At 60.2% G+C, this 14,829-nt stretch carries 12 protein-coding genes and 1 pseudogene; 2 read left to right on the top strand and 11 right to left on the bottom strand.

Annotated elements, in window-relative coordinates:
- Window positions 1-5: 5 nt before the first annotated feature.
- From ASE98_RS14935 to ASE98_RS14980, 11 genes and pseudogenes are all read right to left on the bottom strand, one after another.
- Window positions 6-989, bottom strand: a complete 984-nt coding sequence (locus ASE98_RS14935) for a fumarylacetoacetate hydrolase family protein (RefSeq protein ID WP_060542107.1) — start codon at window positions 987-989, stop codon at window positions 6-8.
- Entirely contained in the window at window positions 986-1,567 is a 582-nt protein-coding gene (locus ASE98_RS14940) for a cupin domain-containing protein (protein ID WP_060542108.1), read from the bottom strand. The genes ASE98_RS14935 and ASE98_RS14940 overlap by 4 nt, the downstream gene beginning before the upstream one ends.
- Before the next feature lie 13 nt (window positions 1,568-1,580).
- Window positions 1,581-2,831 (bottom strand): MFS transporter, encoded by a 1,251-nt coding sequence (locus ASE98_RS14945; protein WP_060542109.1) that lies wholly within the window; start codon window positions 2,829-2,831, stop codon window positions 1,581-1,583.
- On the bottom strand, window positions 2,821-5,295 hold the full coding sequence (locus ASE98_RS14950) for an efflux RND transporter permease subunit (protein ID WP_060542110.1): 2,475 nt from the start codon (window positions 5,293-5,295) through the stop codon (window positions 2,821-2,823). Before ASE98_RS14950 ends, ASE98_RS14945 begins: the two co-directional genes overlap by 11 nt.
- Before the next feature lie 4 nt (window positions 5,296-5,299).
- Window positions 5,300-6,406, bottom strand: a complete 1,107-nt coding sequence (locus ASE98_RS14955; protein ID WP_060542111.1) for a WD40/YVTN/BNR-like repeat-containing protein — start codon at window positions 6,404-6,406, stop codon at window positions 5,300-5,302.
- Window positions 6,407-6,468: 62 nt separating this feature from the next.
- Window positions 6,469-7,857, bottom strand: a complete 1,389-nt coding sequence (locus ASE98_RS14960; RefSeq protein ID WP_060542112.1) for a DUF1329 domain-containing protein — start codon at window positions 7,855-7,857, stop codon at window positions 6,469-6,471.
- 12 nt (window positions 7,858-7,869) lie between these two features.
- A complete protein-coding gene (locus ASE98_RS14965; RefSeq protein ID WP_060542113.1) occupies window positions 7,870-9,567 on the bottom strand; it encodes a DUF1302 domain-containing protein in 1,698 nt (565 codons plus the stop codon).
- A gap of 50 nt (window positions 9,568-9,617) precedes the next feature.
- A complete protein-coding gene (locus ASE98_RS14970; RefSeq protein ID WP_060542114.1) occupies window positions 9,618-10,742 on the bottom strand; it encodes an FAD-dependent oxidoreductase in 1,125 nt (374 codons plus the stop codon).
- A gap of 87 nt (window positions 10,743-10,829) precedes the next feature.
- The gene (locus ASE98_RS14975) at window positions 10,830-11,240 is read right to left on the bottom strand and encodes a Rieske (2Fe-2S) protein (protein WP_060542115.1); all 411 of its coding nucleotides are present in this window, start codon (window positions 11,238-11,240) and stop codon (window positions 10,830-10,832) included.
- Between the two features lie 12 nt (window positions 11,241-11,252).
- Window positions 11,253-11,339: pseudogene (locus tag ASE98_RS27260) on the bottom strand (outer membrane lipoprotein carrier protein LolA); the annotation flags it as partial.
- Window positions 11,340-11,361: 22 nt separating this feature from the next.
- Window positions 11,362-12,303, bottom strand: coding sequence for a VOC family protein (locus tag ASE98_RS14980; protein WP_060542116.1), 942 nt, complete (start codon window positions 12,301-12,303; stop codon window positions 11,362-11,364).
- 298 nt (window positions 12,304-12,601) lie between these two features.
- Between ASE98_RS14980 and ASE98_RS14985 the strand changes: the two genes are divergently transcribed.
- Both ASE98_RS14985 and ASE98_RS14990 read left to right on the top strand, forming a co-directional pair.
- Entirely contained in the window at window positions 12,602-13,561 is a 960-nt protein-coding gene (locus tag ASE98_RS14985) for a LysR family transcriptional regulator (protein ID WP_060542117.1), read from the top strand.
- 62 nt (window positions 13,562-13,623) lie between these two features.
- Window positions 13,624-14,781, top strand: coding sequence for an alpha/beta hydrolase family protein (locus ASE98_RS14990; protein ID WP_060542118.1), 1,158 nt, complete (start codon window positions 13,624-13,626; stop codon window positions 14,779-14,781).
- Window positions 14,782-14,829 lie beyond the last annotated feature (48 nt).

Genomic DNA, 14,829 nt, shown 5'->3' on the forward strand with positions numbered 1-14,829 from the left:
GCCCCTCAACCTTGAGCTTGAACGACACGTTGATCGATCGCGCCGAACAACGACTGGCCGTCGCTATCCAGAACATCCATGTGCACGCGGTCACCAAACCGCATGAAGCCGGTTTGTGCGGCACCGTGCTCGATCATTTCAATGGCGCGGCGTTCGGCAATGCAAGCCGAACCCGCACTGCGTTCGACATTCGAGACCGTACCGGAGCCGATCAGCGTGCCCGCCCGCAGCCGGCGAGTCAGCGCGGCATGGGCGATCAATTGGCCAAAACCGAAGTTCATCTGCCCGCCGTGCGGATGACCGAACCATTGGCCATTCCAGTGCACCTGCAAAGGCAAATGCACCCGCCCGTCATGCCAGGCGTCGCCCAGTTCATCCGGGGTAATGGCCAGCGGAGCGAAACTGGACGAGGGTTTGGCCTGCAAAAATCCAAAGCCTGTGCGCATTTCCCGCGGGGCCAGGGCGCGCAAACTGACGTCGTTGATCTGCAGGATCAACTTGATGTGCTGCAGCGCCTCTTGCGCGTCACACCCCATCGGCACGTCATCAACCAGCACCACGAACTCGCCTTCAAAATCGATGCCCTGGCTCTCGCTCGGCAGCGCAATATCGTCGCGCGGGCCGATGAAATCGTCACCGGCGCCCTGATACATCAGCGGTGTGTGTTCGACGCCGTCGATGGGATCAAGATTGAACGCCTTCTGCATCAGTGCACCATGGCTAAGGAAGGCCGAGCCGTCGCACCATTGATAGGCCCGTGGCAAAGGCGCCATGGCCTGGCTTGGGTCGAAGGCAAAGGCTTCAGTCGACTCGCCCGCATTCAACTGACGCGAAAGTGCCTGCAAGCGTGGTTCGGTGCTGCTCCAGTTTTCGACGGCCTGCTGCAAGGTCGGCGCCACGGAACTGGCATCCAGCGCCCATGCGAGATTGCGCGAGACTACAACGAGCTGACCATCACGACTGCCGTTTTTCAGGGTGGCGAGTTTCATACAGATGCTCCTTGGACAGGGTTCAACTCAGCCGCGAAGCGTCCGTCGAGAAGAATGAAGACCATGCGCGCCATTGCTTCGGTGCGGTTGCTCCAGGCGTGGTTGGTGCCGCGTTGCACCACGACGTCGCCGCGCTTGAGGTGCACCTCCTCTTCGTCCAGTACCAGCCACACCTCCCCTTCGGTGACAATGCCGTAGTCGAGCGTCTCGGTGCGGTGCATCAATTTGTGCCGGGAGTCGGCTTTGCCGGTGCCGGCGTGGGATTGGCCAATTTCGGCGAACACCGCCGCGGCGCTTTCAGCGCTGACCTGGTTCTGCACGCTGTCCGGTGGAATATCCACCACCCGAATCACGCTGCCCAGGGGACCGGGGCTCAGTTGCAACGGTTTGCTGCTTGGATCGTTGGCGTTGTCGAGCAAGGCCGGGCTGGTGCTGCTGTTCCACAGTTCATGAAACACCGTGCCTGGTACCGCCGACAACGGGAATATGTTCGGCGTCGGCCCGTTACTGGCGACAATCGCCTGGCCATGCTGATCGTGACCGGTGACCACTCGTTTGAATTCAGGAAGCGCTTGCATGGACAATCCTCGTTCAGTTTCCGTCGCCGATGGTGGTGCCACCGACAACAACATTCGCGTGGGGCGACAGGCCACCGAGCCGGGGCACCGCCAGGCAAAACACCGCTACCAACAGTTGCCCCCCACCCACAATGGCCAACGCATGGGGGAGCGCCGAGGCTTCACCACGGGTCATGCCCAGCACCACCAGTGGGCTGATGAACTCGCCAGCGAAAATGGCCGCGGTAAAGCACCCCGCCGCTCGCCCACGCTGATGGAAATCGACTTGCGCCATGATCCAGGTGATCAGCGTCGGCAACATCAGGCCGATGCCCAGGCCGCTGATCGTCACTGCGACCACCACTTGTACGTGGGTCAGGGCCCCAGCCATCAACAGCCCGCCGATGCCCGCCAGCACATAGGCAATCAACAGCATGTATTGGCCGCGCATCCCGCTGAACAAGCGGAAGCTCAGCGCACCGATGAGCACGCCCAGTTGATTGGCACCCATGGTCATGCCGATCTGTTGCGGGGCATCCACGTGCAGCAGGTTGAGCAGATAACCGGCCTGTACCGGCACAATAAACAGACTCAAACCCGCCAACAGCGACAGCGCATACAGGGGCGTGAGCGAGCGCCACGGAAATTTTCCTGCCAGTAGCGGCTGCGTTGTTTGTTCAGGCTGCGGGCGGGCCTGGGGTTCCCATAGCTTCCAGGCCATCAGCGGCAGGAAAATCAGGCCCACTGCATACAGCGCAAACGGGGTGCGCCAGTCGTTTTCCCCGAGGAAACCACCCACTGCGATAAAAACCGCAGCGGACAACGACGTAGCGACCATCTGCAAGGCAAACAACCGTTCACGTTTGGCACCGCTGTAATAGTCGCCCATCAACGTGGTGCAGCAGGTCATGATGCCCGCTTCGGCCAATCCGATACCCGCACGGCTGAGCACAATTGCCTGCAGCGAGTCGAGCCAAAGCGGCAGCACGCCACAGAGGACGTACAGCAACATACTGGCCAGCAGCAATGGCTTGCGTCCCAGTCTGTCGGCGATCAGCCCGGCGAACGGCGCCAGCAGAGCAATCACCAATGCCGGCAGGGTCAACACAATTGGGACCAGCACGGCGCTGCCGGCCACATCGGCAAAATGCGCCTGCATCCGCGGCAATACCGGGGCCAGCAGTACCGCGCCCAGCACCGGTAAACAGCTGCCCAGCAGCAACAACAGCGATTGCGCCCATCCGGCCTGTCGGTGTGTGTTTTCCACAAAGACATTAGCGACCATGGCACGGCTCCTTGATGCGCAGGTGATGAATGTTGGCAACTACCGCCGAATCAGAAACCGCCACGTTAGTCACTGTCATCGGCACAACGTCCCCCTGCGCCTCGCTGCGTGCGGGCAACAGGAAGTACGCCAGTGCCGGCAGCAACACCAGTGCACCGACCATGTTCCAGACGAACATGAACGCCAGCAGCACGCCCATGTCGGCCTGGAACTTGATCGGTGAAAAGGTCCAGGTTGCTACGCCGATGGCCAGGGTGATTCCGGTCAGCATCACCACCTTGCCGGTGGAAACCAGTGCGCGGTAATAGGCTTCGGACAGGCTCGCCCCTTGGCGCAGATGACCCAGCAGAATGCTCATCACGTACAACGCATAGTCGACACCGATGCCGACGCCCAGGGCGATGACCGGCAGCGTGGCGACTTTCACACCGATGTTCAGCCAGACCATCAAGGCTTCGCAGAGGATGGACGTCAGCATCAAGGGGATCACCGCACACACCGTCGCGCGCCAGGAGCGGAACGTGATCAGGCAAAGCAGAATCACCGCGCCATAGACCCAGACGAGCATCTCGCGGTTGGCTTGCTTGACCACGATATTGGTCGCCGCTTCGATGCCGGCGTTACCGGCGGCCAGGAGGAATTGCACCTCATCGGTGTTATTCGCCGCGGCAAATTTTTCCACGTGCTCGACCAGGCGGGTCAGCGTCTCGGCCTTGTGGTCAGTGAGGTAGGCGTACAGGGTCAACAGGCTGCAGTCTTCGTTGTACAAGCCACGCGGCGCACTGGCGGTGATCATGTTGAGCATCGCCTGGTTGTTCTGCAGCTCGTACCACTTCGGGTTGCCTTCACTGAGGCCAACCAGCATGCGCCGGTTCAGCAACGCCAGCGAATTGGTCGAATCCACACCCGGCAAGGCGCGCAGTTGCCAGTCCAGGGCATCGACCTTGGCCAGGATGTCGTAGCGTGCACAGCTGCTGGCCGGCGTTTTCACCATCACCGCGAACAGGTCGCTGCTGGCGCCGTAATGACGGGTCAGAAATGCATCGTCCTGGTTGTAGCGCGAATCGGCACGCAGCTCCGGCGCACCGGCGTCGAGGTCGCCGATTTTCAGTTGCAGGCTGACCACAAAGCCCACAGCGGCCAACGCAAGGCTGATGGCGATGCACAGGCTGGCCCAGCGGCGATGGGTGAACAGATCCAGAAAACGCCAGAAGGCATGCCGTGTCTGACCGTTTTGCTCGGCCTGTTCGCTCTTGAGGCTCAGTTGTGCCGCGCGCGGTGAAACGCCTACATATGAGAGCAACACCGGCAGCAGGATCAGGTTGGTGAAAATCAACACCGCCACGCCGATGCTGGCGATCACCGCGAGGTCTTGAATGACCTGGATCTTGATCAGCATCAGCACCGCAAAACCTACGGCATCACAAAGAAGCGCCGTCAACCCGGCCAGGAACAGCCGGCGGAAGGTGAATCGCGCCGCCACCACCCGATGCATGCCTCGGCCGATGTCCTGCATGATGCCGTTCATTTTCTGCGCGCCGTGGCTCATGCCGATGGCAAACACCAGGAAAGGCACCAGCACCGAATACGGGTCCAGTTGGTAGTCCAGCAATGGCAGCAAACCGAGCTGCCAGACCACTGCCACCAGCGAGCACAGCACCACCAGCACGGTACTGCGCAGGCAGCGGGTGTACCAGAACAGCACGGCGGTGGTGATCAGGATCGCCACGGCAAAGAACAGCAGGATCTGTTTCAGACCGTCAATCAGGTCGCCGACCTTTTTCGCGAAACCGGTGATGTGAATGTCGATATTGGCGCTTTGGTATGTGCTGCGCAGCGTCTCCAGTTGCTCGGACAACACTGCGTAATCAAGCGGCTTGCCGTCAGAAGTGGCGGCCAGCAACGGCACGTAGATGATGCTCGACGTCTGGTCGAAAGCCACCAATTGCCCGAGTTCATTGGAACGCTGCACGTTGCGGCGCAGCGCATCGAGGTTGGCGGCGGTGCCGCTGTAGTCATCCGGGATCACCGGGCCACCGTCGAGGCCGTCTTCGGTCACGGCGACCCAGCGCGTGGCCGGGGTCCATAGCGACTTCATGTACGCCCGGTCAACGCCCGGCAGCAGGTAGAGTTGGTCGCTGAGGGCCTGCAGGGTCTTGAGGTACTCGGCATCGTAGATGTCGCCGTGCCGGTTGGCGACCACAATACGCAACGCATTGCCCAGGCCAGTGAGCTGTTTCTGATGCTCAAGGTAGTTGGCAATGTAGGGTTGCTGTGTGGGGATCATCTTTTCGAAGCTGGCATTGAGTTCGATGCGGGTGGCTTGATACCCCAGCACCAAGGTGGTCAGCACACACACCAACAGCACCCACAGGCGGTGGTTGAACAGCGTGCGTTCCACCACTGAACCGGAGCGTGGATCGAAATTCGCCAGGCTGGCCGTGGCGTTGTCGAAAGACTTCATAACCTCACTCCGAAGCAGTAGCGATTGACGGCGATACGCGCGTCAACCCAGTGAAACCAGCCAGCGTCAGGCTGCCATCGGCGGCCTGGATGACACTGGCAACGGGCTTGCCCAGCGGTTTTCCGTAGGGCTGCAGCAATGCGCCAGGCTGGTTGTGGGTGCGAAACAAGGCGCCGCTCTGATTGACCAGCAGCAACTGGCCGTCATCGGTGCGGATCGCATCGCTGAAAGACACCGGCATCGATACCGGCGCCGGATGGAAGCTCTCGCCAAGGTCACTGGAGGAAAAAGCATTGCCCTTCAAACCGGCCACTAACAAGACACCGTCATCGCGCATTTGCAGGGTGAAGAAACTCCCCGCGTAAGGGCTTTGCAACTGACTGAAAGACTTACCGGCATCCATCGAACGAGCCAGATAACCCTGCTCGCCGGCCAGGAACCAGTGCTCTCCTTGTTGAGCGATGGCAGACAAGTGCGCGCCCATCGGGTTATCGATTTGCCCCATGATCGATTGCCAGGTGGTGCCGCCATCTTCGGTGCGAAATGCCAGGCCGTACGCCCCCACGATCAGACCGTGTCGGGCATCCGCGAACTGCAGGGCGAGAAACGGTTTGTCAGCGCCCTCCGCAGCTAGCCTTTCAGCCGTTTGCACACGCGCAGCGGCGGCATCCTGGTCGTTGGCAGAAGGCAATTGCTCGCGGGCAGCGGACAACTCCAGTTGTGCCGCTCGCAGGCCGTCCAGTTGTACGGTCCAGTGTTCACCTGCATCGCGGGAGGCCAGCACCACACCGCCATGCCCTACCGCCCAGCCGCTGTTGGCGTCGACAAACTGCACGGCCGTCAGGCTGACGGAAACCGGTACCGCTGCTTGCCGCCAGTTGACACCGTTGTCATCGGAAAGCAGCACGATGCCCCGCTCCCCCACCGCCACCAACCGTGCCCCCGCACGGGCCAGGTCCAGCAGCACCGCAGATTTCGCTTGCGGCGCTTGCATCGCCGGTGTGTTGAGCGTGTCACCGACCACAGCGGCATGGGCCAGCGTCAACGGCAACGCCACAGGCAGCGCCATAAGCCACATCAGCCGACCAACCACCTGAGAGAATCTGTTCATTACCGACCTCGAAAAACCGTTTGAAACCGGACCACGCTGATCAAGCCGCGATCCGGTCCGAATCAACGAACCCCGGCACCCGCCATCGCCGCTGGCGAAAACTCGGAGGCCTTGTAGCGATCCACCACGCTGTACTGCTCTGCCTGGCCGGTGTAGACGTTCTGGATAAACCAGGCGCCAGAGGTGAGGTCATAGAAGCCCGAAGACAATTGCGCCTGGGCAGGCAGGTCCGGCAGTACTGCCGGCAACGACCACAGGGTCTTGGCCAGTTGGCCGTTGGCGTCCCAGCGGTCGCCCAGAATGGCTTGCCAGGTGTCTTCGTCCAGGTAGTAACGACCTTTCGGCAATTGGTGACGTTTGCCCGGTGCCAGGTCGGCCTCGACCACCCAGACCCGGTGCAATTCCCAACGCACGTAATCCGGGTTCATGTGATGAGCGAGGAACAGGTCTTCAGGCTTGGCGGCGGCTTGCACCTTGTTGGTGTTGTAGGGGATGTACATCTCCTGCTTGCCCACCAGTTTCCAGTTGAAGCGGTCCATGCGGCCCTGGAATACGCTCAATTCGTCGAACGACATCACCCCGGCAGTCGCCGGTGTCGGCGTATCGCAGCAAGCATTCGGCAGCTTGCGCACGCGGCGTTGCCCGGTCAGGTAAACGTGGGCCTGGGACAGGTCGCCGTTGATGTTGGTACGGCCCAGAATTTGCTCGCCGGCGCGCAATGGTGGCCCGACGTTGAGCAGGCGGAACATCCAGTAGTCACCGGCAAACGACTCCGGCGTCCCTTCCTGGTAGTAATACGGCATCTCCTGGATCGCCTGGCCGTCGGTGGTCATGACCTGCTTGCCATCGGCGGTCATCAGGTAGTGACGAAAATGCATCGACAGGGAGGTACCGCGCCAATTCAGCACGTGGTTCCACATGGCTTCGGCGCCGTTTTGCGGGACCGGGAACGGGATGCCGCCAAAGGCGCCTTCGGGGACGGGGCCGGCGCTGCTGTCGACCAGTTTGGCGCGAGTGGCGTTTTTCAGGGTGTTGTCATACACCCATTGCGGCGCGGCAGCTGTACGACGGGTCGGGTACACATCAATGCGATAGGTGTCGGGGAAACGCTTGAACATTTCCTTGGTGCCATCGCTGAGCTTTGCGGCGTATTGCGCAAGGTTTTTCGAGGTGATGCTGAACAGTGGTTTGTCCGCGGCGAACGGATCGGAACGTTTGCCACCCTCCTTGAACGATGGATCGACCTTGGTGTAACCACCGTCCCAGGCCGGGATGGTGCCGTCGGCATTGCCGGCGCGCTCGGCCCCGAAAGGCGTCAGGTTTTTCGACAGCTTGGCCGCGTCTTCAGCCGTCGCCGCCAGCGTCAGTTGGCTGCAAATGGCCAGGCTACCCAGCAGTGCAAGGCAAAGGGTTTTGAGCTTGAAGGCTCCGGTCTTTTTGTTGTGGGTCATGCGCAAGTCCTCTTAAAACGTGGTCTTGACGGAGAAAGCCAGGTAATCCCGGTCTTTCAGCGATTGCTTGAAATTGAATTGGTTGGCGGCGTTGAGGTTGGTGTCCTCGGCGCCGTAGTAATGCGTGTAGGTCAGGCCAGCGGTAACGCGATCCAGGTAAGTCGCGGTGATGCCGATGTTCATATCGCCACCGTTGTCCGGGCCGAAGGAACTGACAACCGCCGACTTGCCCAGGGGGAAGTAGCTGATGCCGACCGGGATGCTGATATCGATGCCGGAGAAGAACTGGCGGTAGGTCGGGGTGTAGACCACCTTGAAACCCAGACCGTCATCGGTGGCATTGGGGTCAAGGGCGGCCCGGTTCTCAGTGACACTCAGCAGACGGTTCCAGGCGATCTCGCCGACCAGTCCCGATTCCCTGGCAAGGAAGTTCGGTCCGAATGAGGCCAGCACGTTGAGGTTGACGTGGGCGGTACGGCCGACGGCGTAGAGGGCGTCGTCATCGTTGTCAGCGACAACGCCAGGCAGGACGGTCTGACCGTTGGAAACCAGCGGCATGTTCCAGCGCATCGAGGCTTCACCGGCGAAGCTGTATTCGTCGACGGTGGTGGAAAAACTCGCTCCAAAGGCGCGGATGTCTTCCGGGTACACCCAGTAATACTCGCCGACCTGGCCGGTACTGAAGTTCGGCACACCGGTGGAAGGTTTGAGGTACAGCTTGGGGGTTTTGTCGTGGTACTGAATGGCGTACAGACCGTATTCGACCGTCTCGGCGCTGTACTTCAACTGCAGGCCGCCCTGCCCCGAACTTTTCGCTTCCTTGTCATTGCCATGGAAAAACGCCGCCGGGCTGCCGGGATTGCCGCCGAGGAACGCAGGGAATGGCGCGCCCACGATCAGGCGTTCATTGCCTTCGCCGATGGTGTCACTGGTGGAGAAATAACTACCTGCGCCCGGCAGACGTGTCTCCTCCCATTCCAGTTGGTAAAAGGCGCCGAGCGAGACGTCGTCGGTCAGCTGGAAAGTCCCGGACAGTTGATTGACTGGCCGGGTGATTTCCTTGAACTGGGTGTTGGGTACGGACTGCGCCTTGACCACGTCGACCGGCCCCATGCCACCGGCAATGCCGTTGGCCCCGAAGAACAGGCTCTCGCCCCAGATCAACCCGTGACGCCCTGCACGCACCGACGTGGCACGGTCGGCTACGTCGCCGTTCCAGTACACAAACGCATCCAGCAACTCCCCATCACCGCCATGCAGGTGGCGAGTGTCATCGGTAAATTCGTCGTAGGCCACCGAACGGGCGTTGGCGCGTGTCGGGTCATCGTTATCGTTGTCGTGCTGGTATTCAGTGTCGTACCAAGTGGCACCACTGAGGCGTGCGCCAACGCTTTTGAACGACATATCCAGTTCGGAGAGGACGTCCAAACGGTTGGAGATCAGGCCTTTGTTGAAGGCGCGATCACCGTCGTCCTGGTTGAGCGCAACCTGTCCCTGGGTCAGTTTGCTGCTTGGATCCTGGGCTCGCCACGCGGCGCTGTACTTCACCGTGTTATCCCAGCGCAGTTTGAAATCCGGATTGCCGGTATCAACCTGAAAGGCATGGGCCGCCTGGCTACACAGAACCAAAGCCGCGGCCAAGGTGAAACCAAAGGGTGCAGAAATGCTGACCGGGCGGCGCGCAAGCGTCGCAGTCGTGGAACTAACCATCGCGTTAACCTCTTGTTTTTATAGTGGTAACTGCTGTGGATGAAGTCGAATCAGATGGGCTCGGCGGTGCGTGCGAGCATCTGCTTGACCAGACCGATGCGGTCGAACTCCCGGTCGTGCTGCATTTCCTTGTCACCGGCCAGCACAGAGCTTTCGCTGATGTACTTGCAGCGCTCGAAACGGCGATCCATAAAGCGCTGCAGCTGTTGCTCGATGCCGCCGTCGCGAGTCAGTTCTTCGCTGAGCACGATGGCATCTTCAATTGCCATGCCGGCGCCCTGACCAAGGTGTGGCGTGGTCGCGTGGGCAGCGTCGCCGATCAGCAGGACACGGCCGCGGTACCAGGGTTCGTTGACGAAGACCACTTCCATCGGCTTGTAAACCACCTGGCTGTTGTCGGTGATTTGCTCACGCAGTTCGCCGATGAGGCCGGTAAAACCCTGCAAGCGCTGGCGCATCTGCTCGGCCAGCGTCTTCGGGTCCATCCACGGGTTGGAAGGTTCATGGGAGGTGAGGAACAGGTACATCAGGTCACCGGCCAGCGGTACCAGGCCCGCGTTGCCTTCGGCGCTCTGGTAGTTGGCGAGGTGATCGATGTGCGGATCGCGCGGGAAGTTGTAGCGCCACACCGATTGGCCGGTGAAGCGCGGCGTGTAGGTGTCGCCGAACAGCAAACTGCGAACCTTGGAGAACAGGCCGTCAGCACCCACCACCAGGTCGTAGCCAGCGCCAGTGCCATCGGTGAACAGCACCTCCACGCTCTCGCCTGTGTCATTCAGGGATTCAACGCTCAGACCCAGGCGCACTTTAGCGCCGAGCTCCAGCGCCGTTTCACTGAGGACTTTGTGCAGCGCCAGGCGCGAGATACCGACGTTGGCCGGATACGCAGGCCCTGCCAGGCGCTGGCCCGGGATGCGCGCCAGCTGCTGACCGGCCGGCCCATAGATAGCGACGTCTTCAAAGGCATAGGCCGCATCAAGATAACCGTCGAGCACGCCCAGCTTGGCCATTTCGCGGACCACGTTGCTCTGCTGGATGATGCCGACACCGTAAACCGTCCACTCTGACTTGAGTTCGATCAGGTCGACCTCAATGCCCTTGCGCCGCAGTGCGATGGCCGCACACAAGCCGCCAATGCCACCGCCCACGATCAGAACTTTGTTCACTGCACTCATGGTTGTCTCACTTTTTATTCTTGTGGTTCGCTGCAGCGCCAGGCACTGCGTCGTTAGGTCCAGCTTCCCGTCAAAGCAGGGATTTGACTAATCGCGAGTAGGGATGCGATGTATCGCCAAACGCGATACCTCGACTTGAGGTGGCGCGCTGCCGATCTCGGGGATTTGCAGCACCAGCCAGCCCTCCTCCATACGCCACGGCAACGCCTCCAGTTCTTGGCCCAAACAGGGGCCGTAGATACATTTACCGGTACTCGGCAGGAACTGTGCACCGTGGGCGTAACAGACGATCAACTGGCCATCCGCCGAGAGAAACCGGTCTTTGCGATACTCCAGGCGTACGTCCAGATGTGGGCAACTATTGCGGTAAATCCGCACCTGTCCCTCGTGCACCAAGGCAAAAACACTGTCTCTGCCGCGCTGCAATGGATCGAATCCGCGTGCCTGCCCTTCCACCAGTTCGTCCACCCGGCACAGGTAAAAATCACTGTGGCTCATGACACAAACCTATGTAGGAGCGAGCTTGCTCGCGAAAAACCTGAGAGCACCGCGGGGCGTCAGGCTCCCCGCGACATCATTGACCTGCGCCGTCGGCACGCCGCCCGGAACAGGCTCGCGCCTACAACGCTTTGGGTGGCGGGCCGCCGGGTGCCCATTTTTCTTTGGAGTTGAACAGGAACAGTTGCGAGTTATCCGCCGACAGCGGTGCACGGCGCGCTTCCCAGGCGTCATCGTGCTTGTCCATGTCGGCGTCGTATTCAATGTGGCAACCCAGCGGGCTGTTGAAATACCAGAACCAGTTGGAGCCAAAGAGGTGACGGCCAGGGCCCCAGAAACTGGTCCAGCCTTTTTGCTCGAAGCGTGTTCCGGCCAGCAGCACTTCGGTGCCGCTGCCCATGTGGAAAGTGAAGTGTTCGCAGCCCTTCATGTGAGGCGGGGTCTGGATCATGAACAGGCAATGGTGGTCATCGGAACCTGCCGGGCGCATGAATGGACCCGCGCCGATGAAGGTGTCTGTGGTTTTGAAGCCCAGACGCTCGGCGTAGAAGGCTTCTGCCTTGGCCGCGTCGGGGACGAAATACACCACGTGCGACAAAGTGCGTGGCGTGGCCTCCATTTCCAGGGTGATACCGGGCTGATTAAGCGGACGCTGTGGCGCATGGCCGGCGGCGTTGGTCAGGTCGTCCGGCGCGTTGTAAGCCTTGCGAACAGTGACCTGAAAGGCGATTGCAAACCCCATGTCGTCGATGCTGTGCAGCACGCCATCATCATCGCGGGTGACCTGGCGATCTCGCGCCAGCTCGTCTTCGATGGCGTCCAGGTCGGCAGCGCTGGCGACGCCGTAGACGGTTTCACGAATCGACGGTGCCGGACCAAGGGCGGCAGGCAAGCGCGGATCGTCCGCCCGCCGAATGATCACGGCGGTGCCGTCCAATGCTTCAAAGCGCCCGCCGTTGCTGTCGACGGCGACAGGCGCAAGGCCGTAATCACGCAGGCAATCGGTACAGGCTTGGATGTCATCGACGCCGAAGATCAGGGCATCAAGGCCAAGGATGTTCATGGCTACCACTCCATTGAAATTAGTATCCGGACGAATCTGCCGCAGGCTCGATAGGCCCATCAGCAACGCAGGCTGTCCGGTGGTGGTGTCGGCAAGAACGCCGACTGCCGTGAAGATTGCCGGGCGCTTTGGCAGCTGACTAATCGAGTGTCGGGATGTGACCTATCGGAAATCGCGATACCAGGAATTTCCGGGGGCGCGTTTTTTGCGAAGAGCAAAAGAAACGGCGAGAGGGTTGACGCGCTGATGTATTCATCCGAATGTATCGCGAAAATAAATACAAAACCGGACATGCCTGATGCGTTTCAACCACCTGGATCTGAATCTGTTGGTAGCCCTCGATGTGTTGCTCGAGGAACAGAACATTACCCGCGCCGCCGAACGCTTGCACATGACGCAATCTGCCACCAGCGGTGTGTTGGGACGTTTGCGTACCTATTTCGAAGACGAGTTGCTGGTGCAAGTCGGCCGAAAAATGCAACCCACGCCCTATGCCCGGGAGCTCACCACGCCGATCCGCGAAGTATTGCTGACGATCAAGTCATCTATCACCGCCAAGCCGGTGTTCGACCCTACCACCAGCAAGCGTCACTTCCGCCTGGTGACCTCGGACTACCTGATCAGCGTGCTGTTTGCCCAGGTGATTCAGACAATCCATCAGGAAGCGCCCAACATCACCTTCGAGATGCTCGGCCCCGGCGACAATAGCGGTGAGTTGCTGATTCGCGGCGAAGTTGACCTGATGATCGTGCCTGAGCGCTACATCATCGACGGCCACCCCCACAAGCTGCTGTTCGAAGAGGAACACGTCTGCGTGGTGTGGGACGGCAATACCCTGGTCGGCGACAGCCTGAGCCTGGAGCAGTACATGGACATGGGCCATGTTTCAGTCGGGTTTGGTCGCAGCCGGCACTTGAGCATCGAAGAGTGGTTCATGAACCAGTACGGCTTCAACCGCCGTATCGAAGTCGTCACCAACGACTTCAACACCCTGCCGCAACTGGTCGTCGGCACCCAGCGCATCGCCACCATGCACCAGCGTCTGGCACGGTTGTACGCCGAGCACCTGCCGTTACGCATCCTCAATCCTCCCGTGAAGATTCCAGTCATGCGTGAAGTCATGCTCTGGCATCGCAGCGTCGAAGGCGACCCGATGCACCGCTGGCTGCGCGAGCGCATCAGCGAAGTTATCCAGAACCTGGAAAACCCTCCTATCGCCCGCCGCGATACCTCCCATCCCGAGTCACGATTGGCGTAATGGTCGGCGCGTCCTTACCTTGCCTTGTAACCTTCAAGGCAACCACAAGGACAACAACAATCATGTTTCGCTACTTTCCAACCAATTATGTGTGGAATCTTTCGGTCGACCTGGCCATCGAGATGGGCGCTCGCATAGGCGAAATCGAAGAGATGTGCGCACCATTGCAGGAGGCAGCCAAGCAGCCCGACGCCGCAGGAACCAAGGCATTCCGCGAAACCTGGGCGAAGATGGCCGACAAACTCTGTGGCCTGGCTGAAGAAGACGAGGGTCATGGCCGGTTGCTGTCGGCGGGCGAAAAATACAGCCGCGCCGCCACTTATTACCTCACCTGCGAACGCCTTCAAGCCCACGGTGCTCCTGGTCGTACCGAGCTGTACCAGCGCTTTTTGCAGACATTCAAACGCGGCATCGAGCTGTCACGGGAGAACTGTGAGCGCGTTGAAATCCCCTATGAGGGCAAACACATCTCCGGCCTGCTGGTACGTGCTGAAGGCGTTTCCGGTCCGGCGCCGATCCTGGTGCAGGTCAATGGCCTGGACTCGACCAAAGAAATGAAATACCGCGTCGGCCTGCCGGCCTGGTTGGCAAAGCGCGGTATCTCATCGCTGATCATCGACCAACCCGGAACAGGTGAAGCGCTGCGCCTGCATAACCTGATCGCTCGCTTCGACAGCGAGCATTGGGCCAGCCGCGTGGTTGACTGGCTGGAAACCCGAAGCGACGTGGATGCGACACGTATTGGCCTGGAAGGCGTCTCACTCGGCGGTTATTACTGCCCGCGTGCGGTGGCGTTTGAACCACGGTTTGCCTGCGGTGTGGTGTGGGGTGCAAACCATGACTGGCGCGATGTGCAGAAGCGTCGACTGGAAAAGGAAGGCAGTTTCCCCGTACCGCATTACTGGGCGCACGTGTGCTGGGTGTGGGGTGCAAAAGACATGGATGAATTCATGGCCATCGCCGAAAACGTGCATCTGGATGGCGTACTGGATCGGATCAAAGTGCCGTTCCTGGTTACCCACGGTGAAAAGGATTCGCAGATTCCGCTGAAGTGGGCGCAGCGTACCTACGAGCAACTGGTCAACAGTCCAAAACGCGAGCTGAAGATCTTCACCGAACGAGAAGGTGGCGTGCAGCATTCCAGCTTCGATAACAGCATCAATGCCGGACATTACATTGCAGACTGGATTGCCGAAACGCTGGGTGGACACACCGCTTAACGGGCTTCGCGCAGCATGAAATACGCCGGACAACCCTAAAGGTTTCCG

Source organism: Pseudomonas sp. Leaf48 (genome assembly GCF_001421885.1).
Taxonomy (GTDB): Bacteria; Pseudomonadota; Gammaproteobacteria; order Pseudomonadales; family Pseudomonadaceae; genus Aquipseudomonas.

What these genes read in the sequence shown, in the direction of transcription:
- ASE98_RS14960 (WP_060542112.1), bottom strand. Translation starts at nt 7,857, where the DNA reads ATGACCCACAACAAAAAGACCGGAGCCTTCAAGCTCAAAACCCTTTGC.
- ASE98_RS14980 (WP_060542116.1), bottom strand. Translation starts at nt 12,303, where the DNA reads ATGAACATCCTTGGCCTTGATGCCCTGATCTTCGGCGTCGATGACATC.
- ASE98_RS14950 (WP_060542110.1), bottom strand. Translation starts at nt 5,295, where the DNA reads ATGAAGTCTTTCGACAACGCCACGGCCAGCCTGGCGAATTTCGATCCA.
- ASE98_RS14945 (WP_060542109.1), bottom strand. Translation starts at nt 2,831, where the DNA reads ATGGTCGCTAATGTCTTTGTGGAAAACACACACCGACAGGCCGGATGG.
- ASE98_RS14965 (WP_060542113.1), bottom strand. Translation starts at nt 9,567, where the DNA reads ATGGTTAGTTCCACGACTGCGACGCTTGCGCGCCGCCCGGTCAGCATT.
- ASE98_RS14975 (WP_060542115.1), bottom strand. Translation starts at nt 11,240, where the DNA reads ATGAGCCACAGTGATTTTTACCTGTGCCGGGTGGACGAACTGGTGGAA.
- ASE98_RS14970 (WP_060542114.1), bottom strand. Translation starts at nt 10,742, where the DNA reads ATGAGTGCAGTGAACAAAGTTCTGATCGTGGGCGGTGGCATTGGCGGC.
- ASE98_RS14935 (WP_060542107.1), bottom strand. Translation starts at nt 989, where the DNA reads ATGAAACTCGCCACCCTGAAAAACGGCAGTCGTGATGGTCAGCTCGTT.
- ASE98_RS14990 (WP_060542118.1), top strand. Translation starts at nt 13,624, where the DNA reads ATGTTTCGCTACTTTCCAACCAATTATGTGTGGAATCTTTCGGTCGAC.
- ASE98_RS14940 (WP_060542108.1), bottom strand. Translation starts at nt 1,567, where the DNA reads ATGCAAGCGCTTCCTGAATTCAAACGAGTGGTCACCGGTCACGATCAG.
- ASE98_RS14955 (WP_060542111.1), bottom strand. Translation starts at nt 6,406, where the DNA reads ATGAACAGATTCTCTCAGGTGGTTGGTCGGCTGATGTGGCTTATGGCG.
- ASE98_RS14985 (WP_060542117.1), top strand. Translation starts at nt 12,602, where the DNA reads ATGCGTTTCAACCACCTGGATCTGAATCTGTTGGTAGCCCTCGATGTG.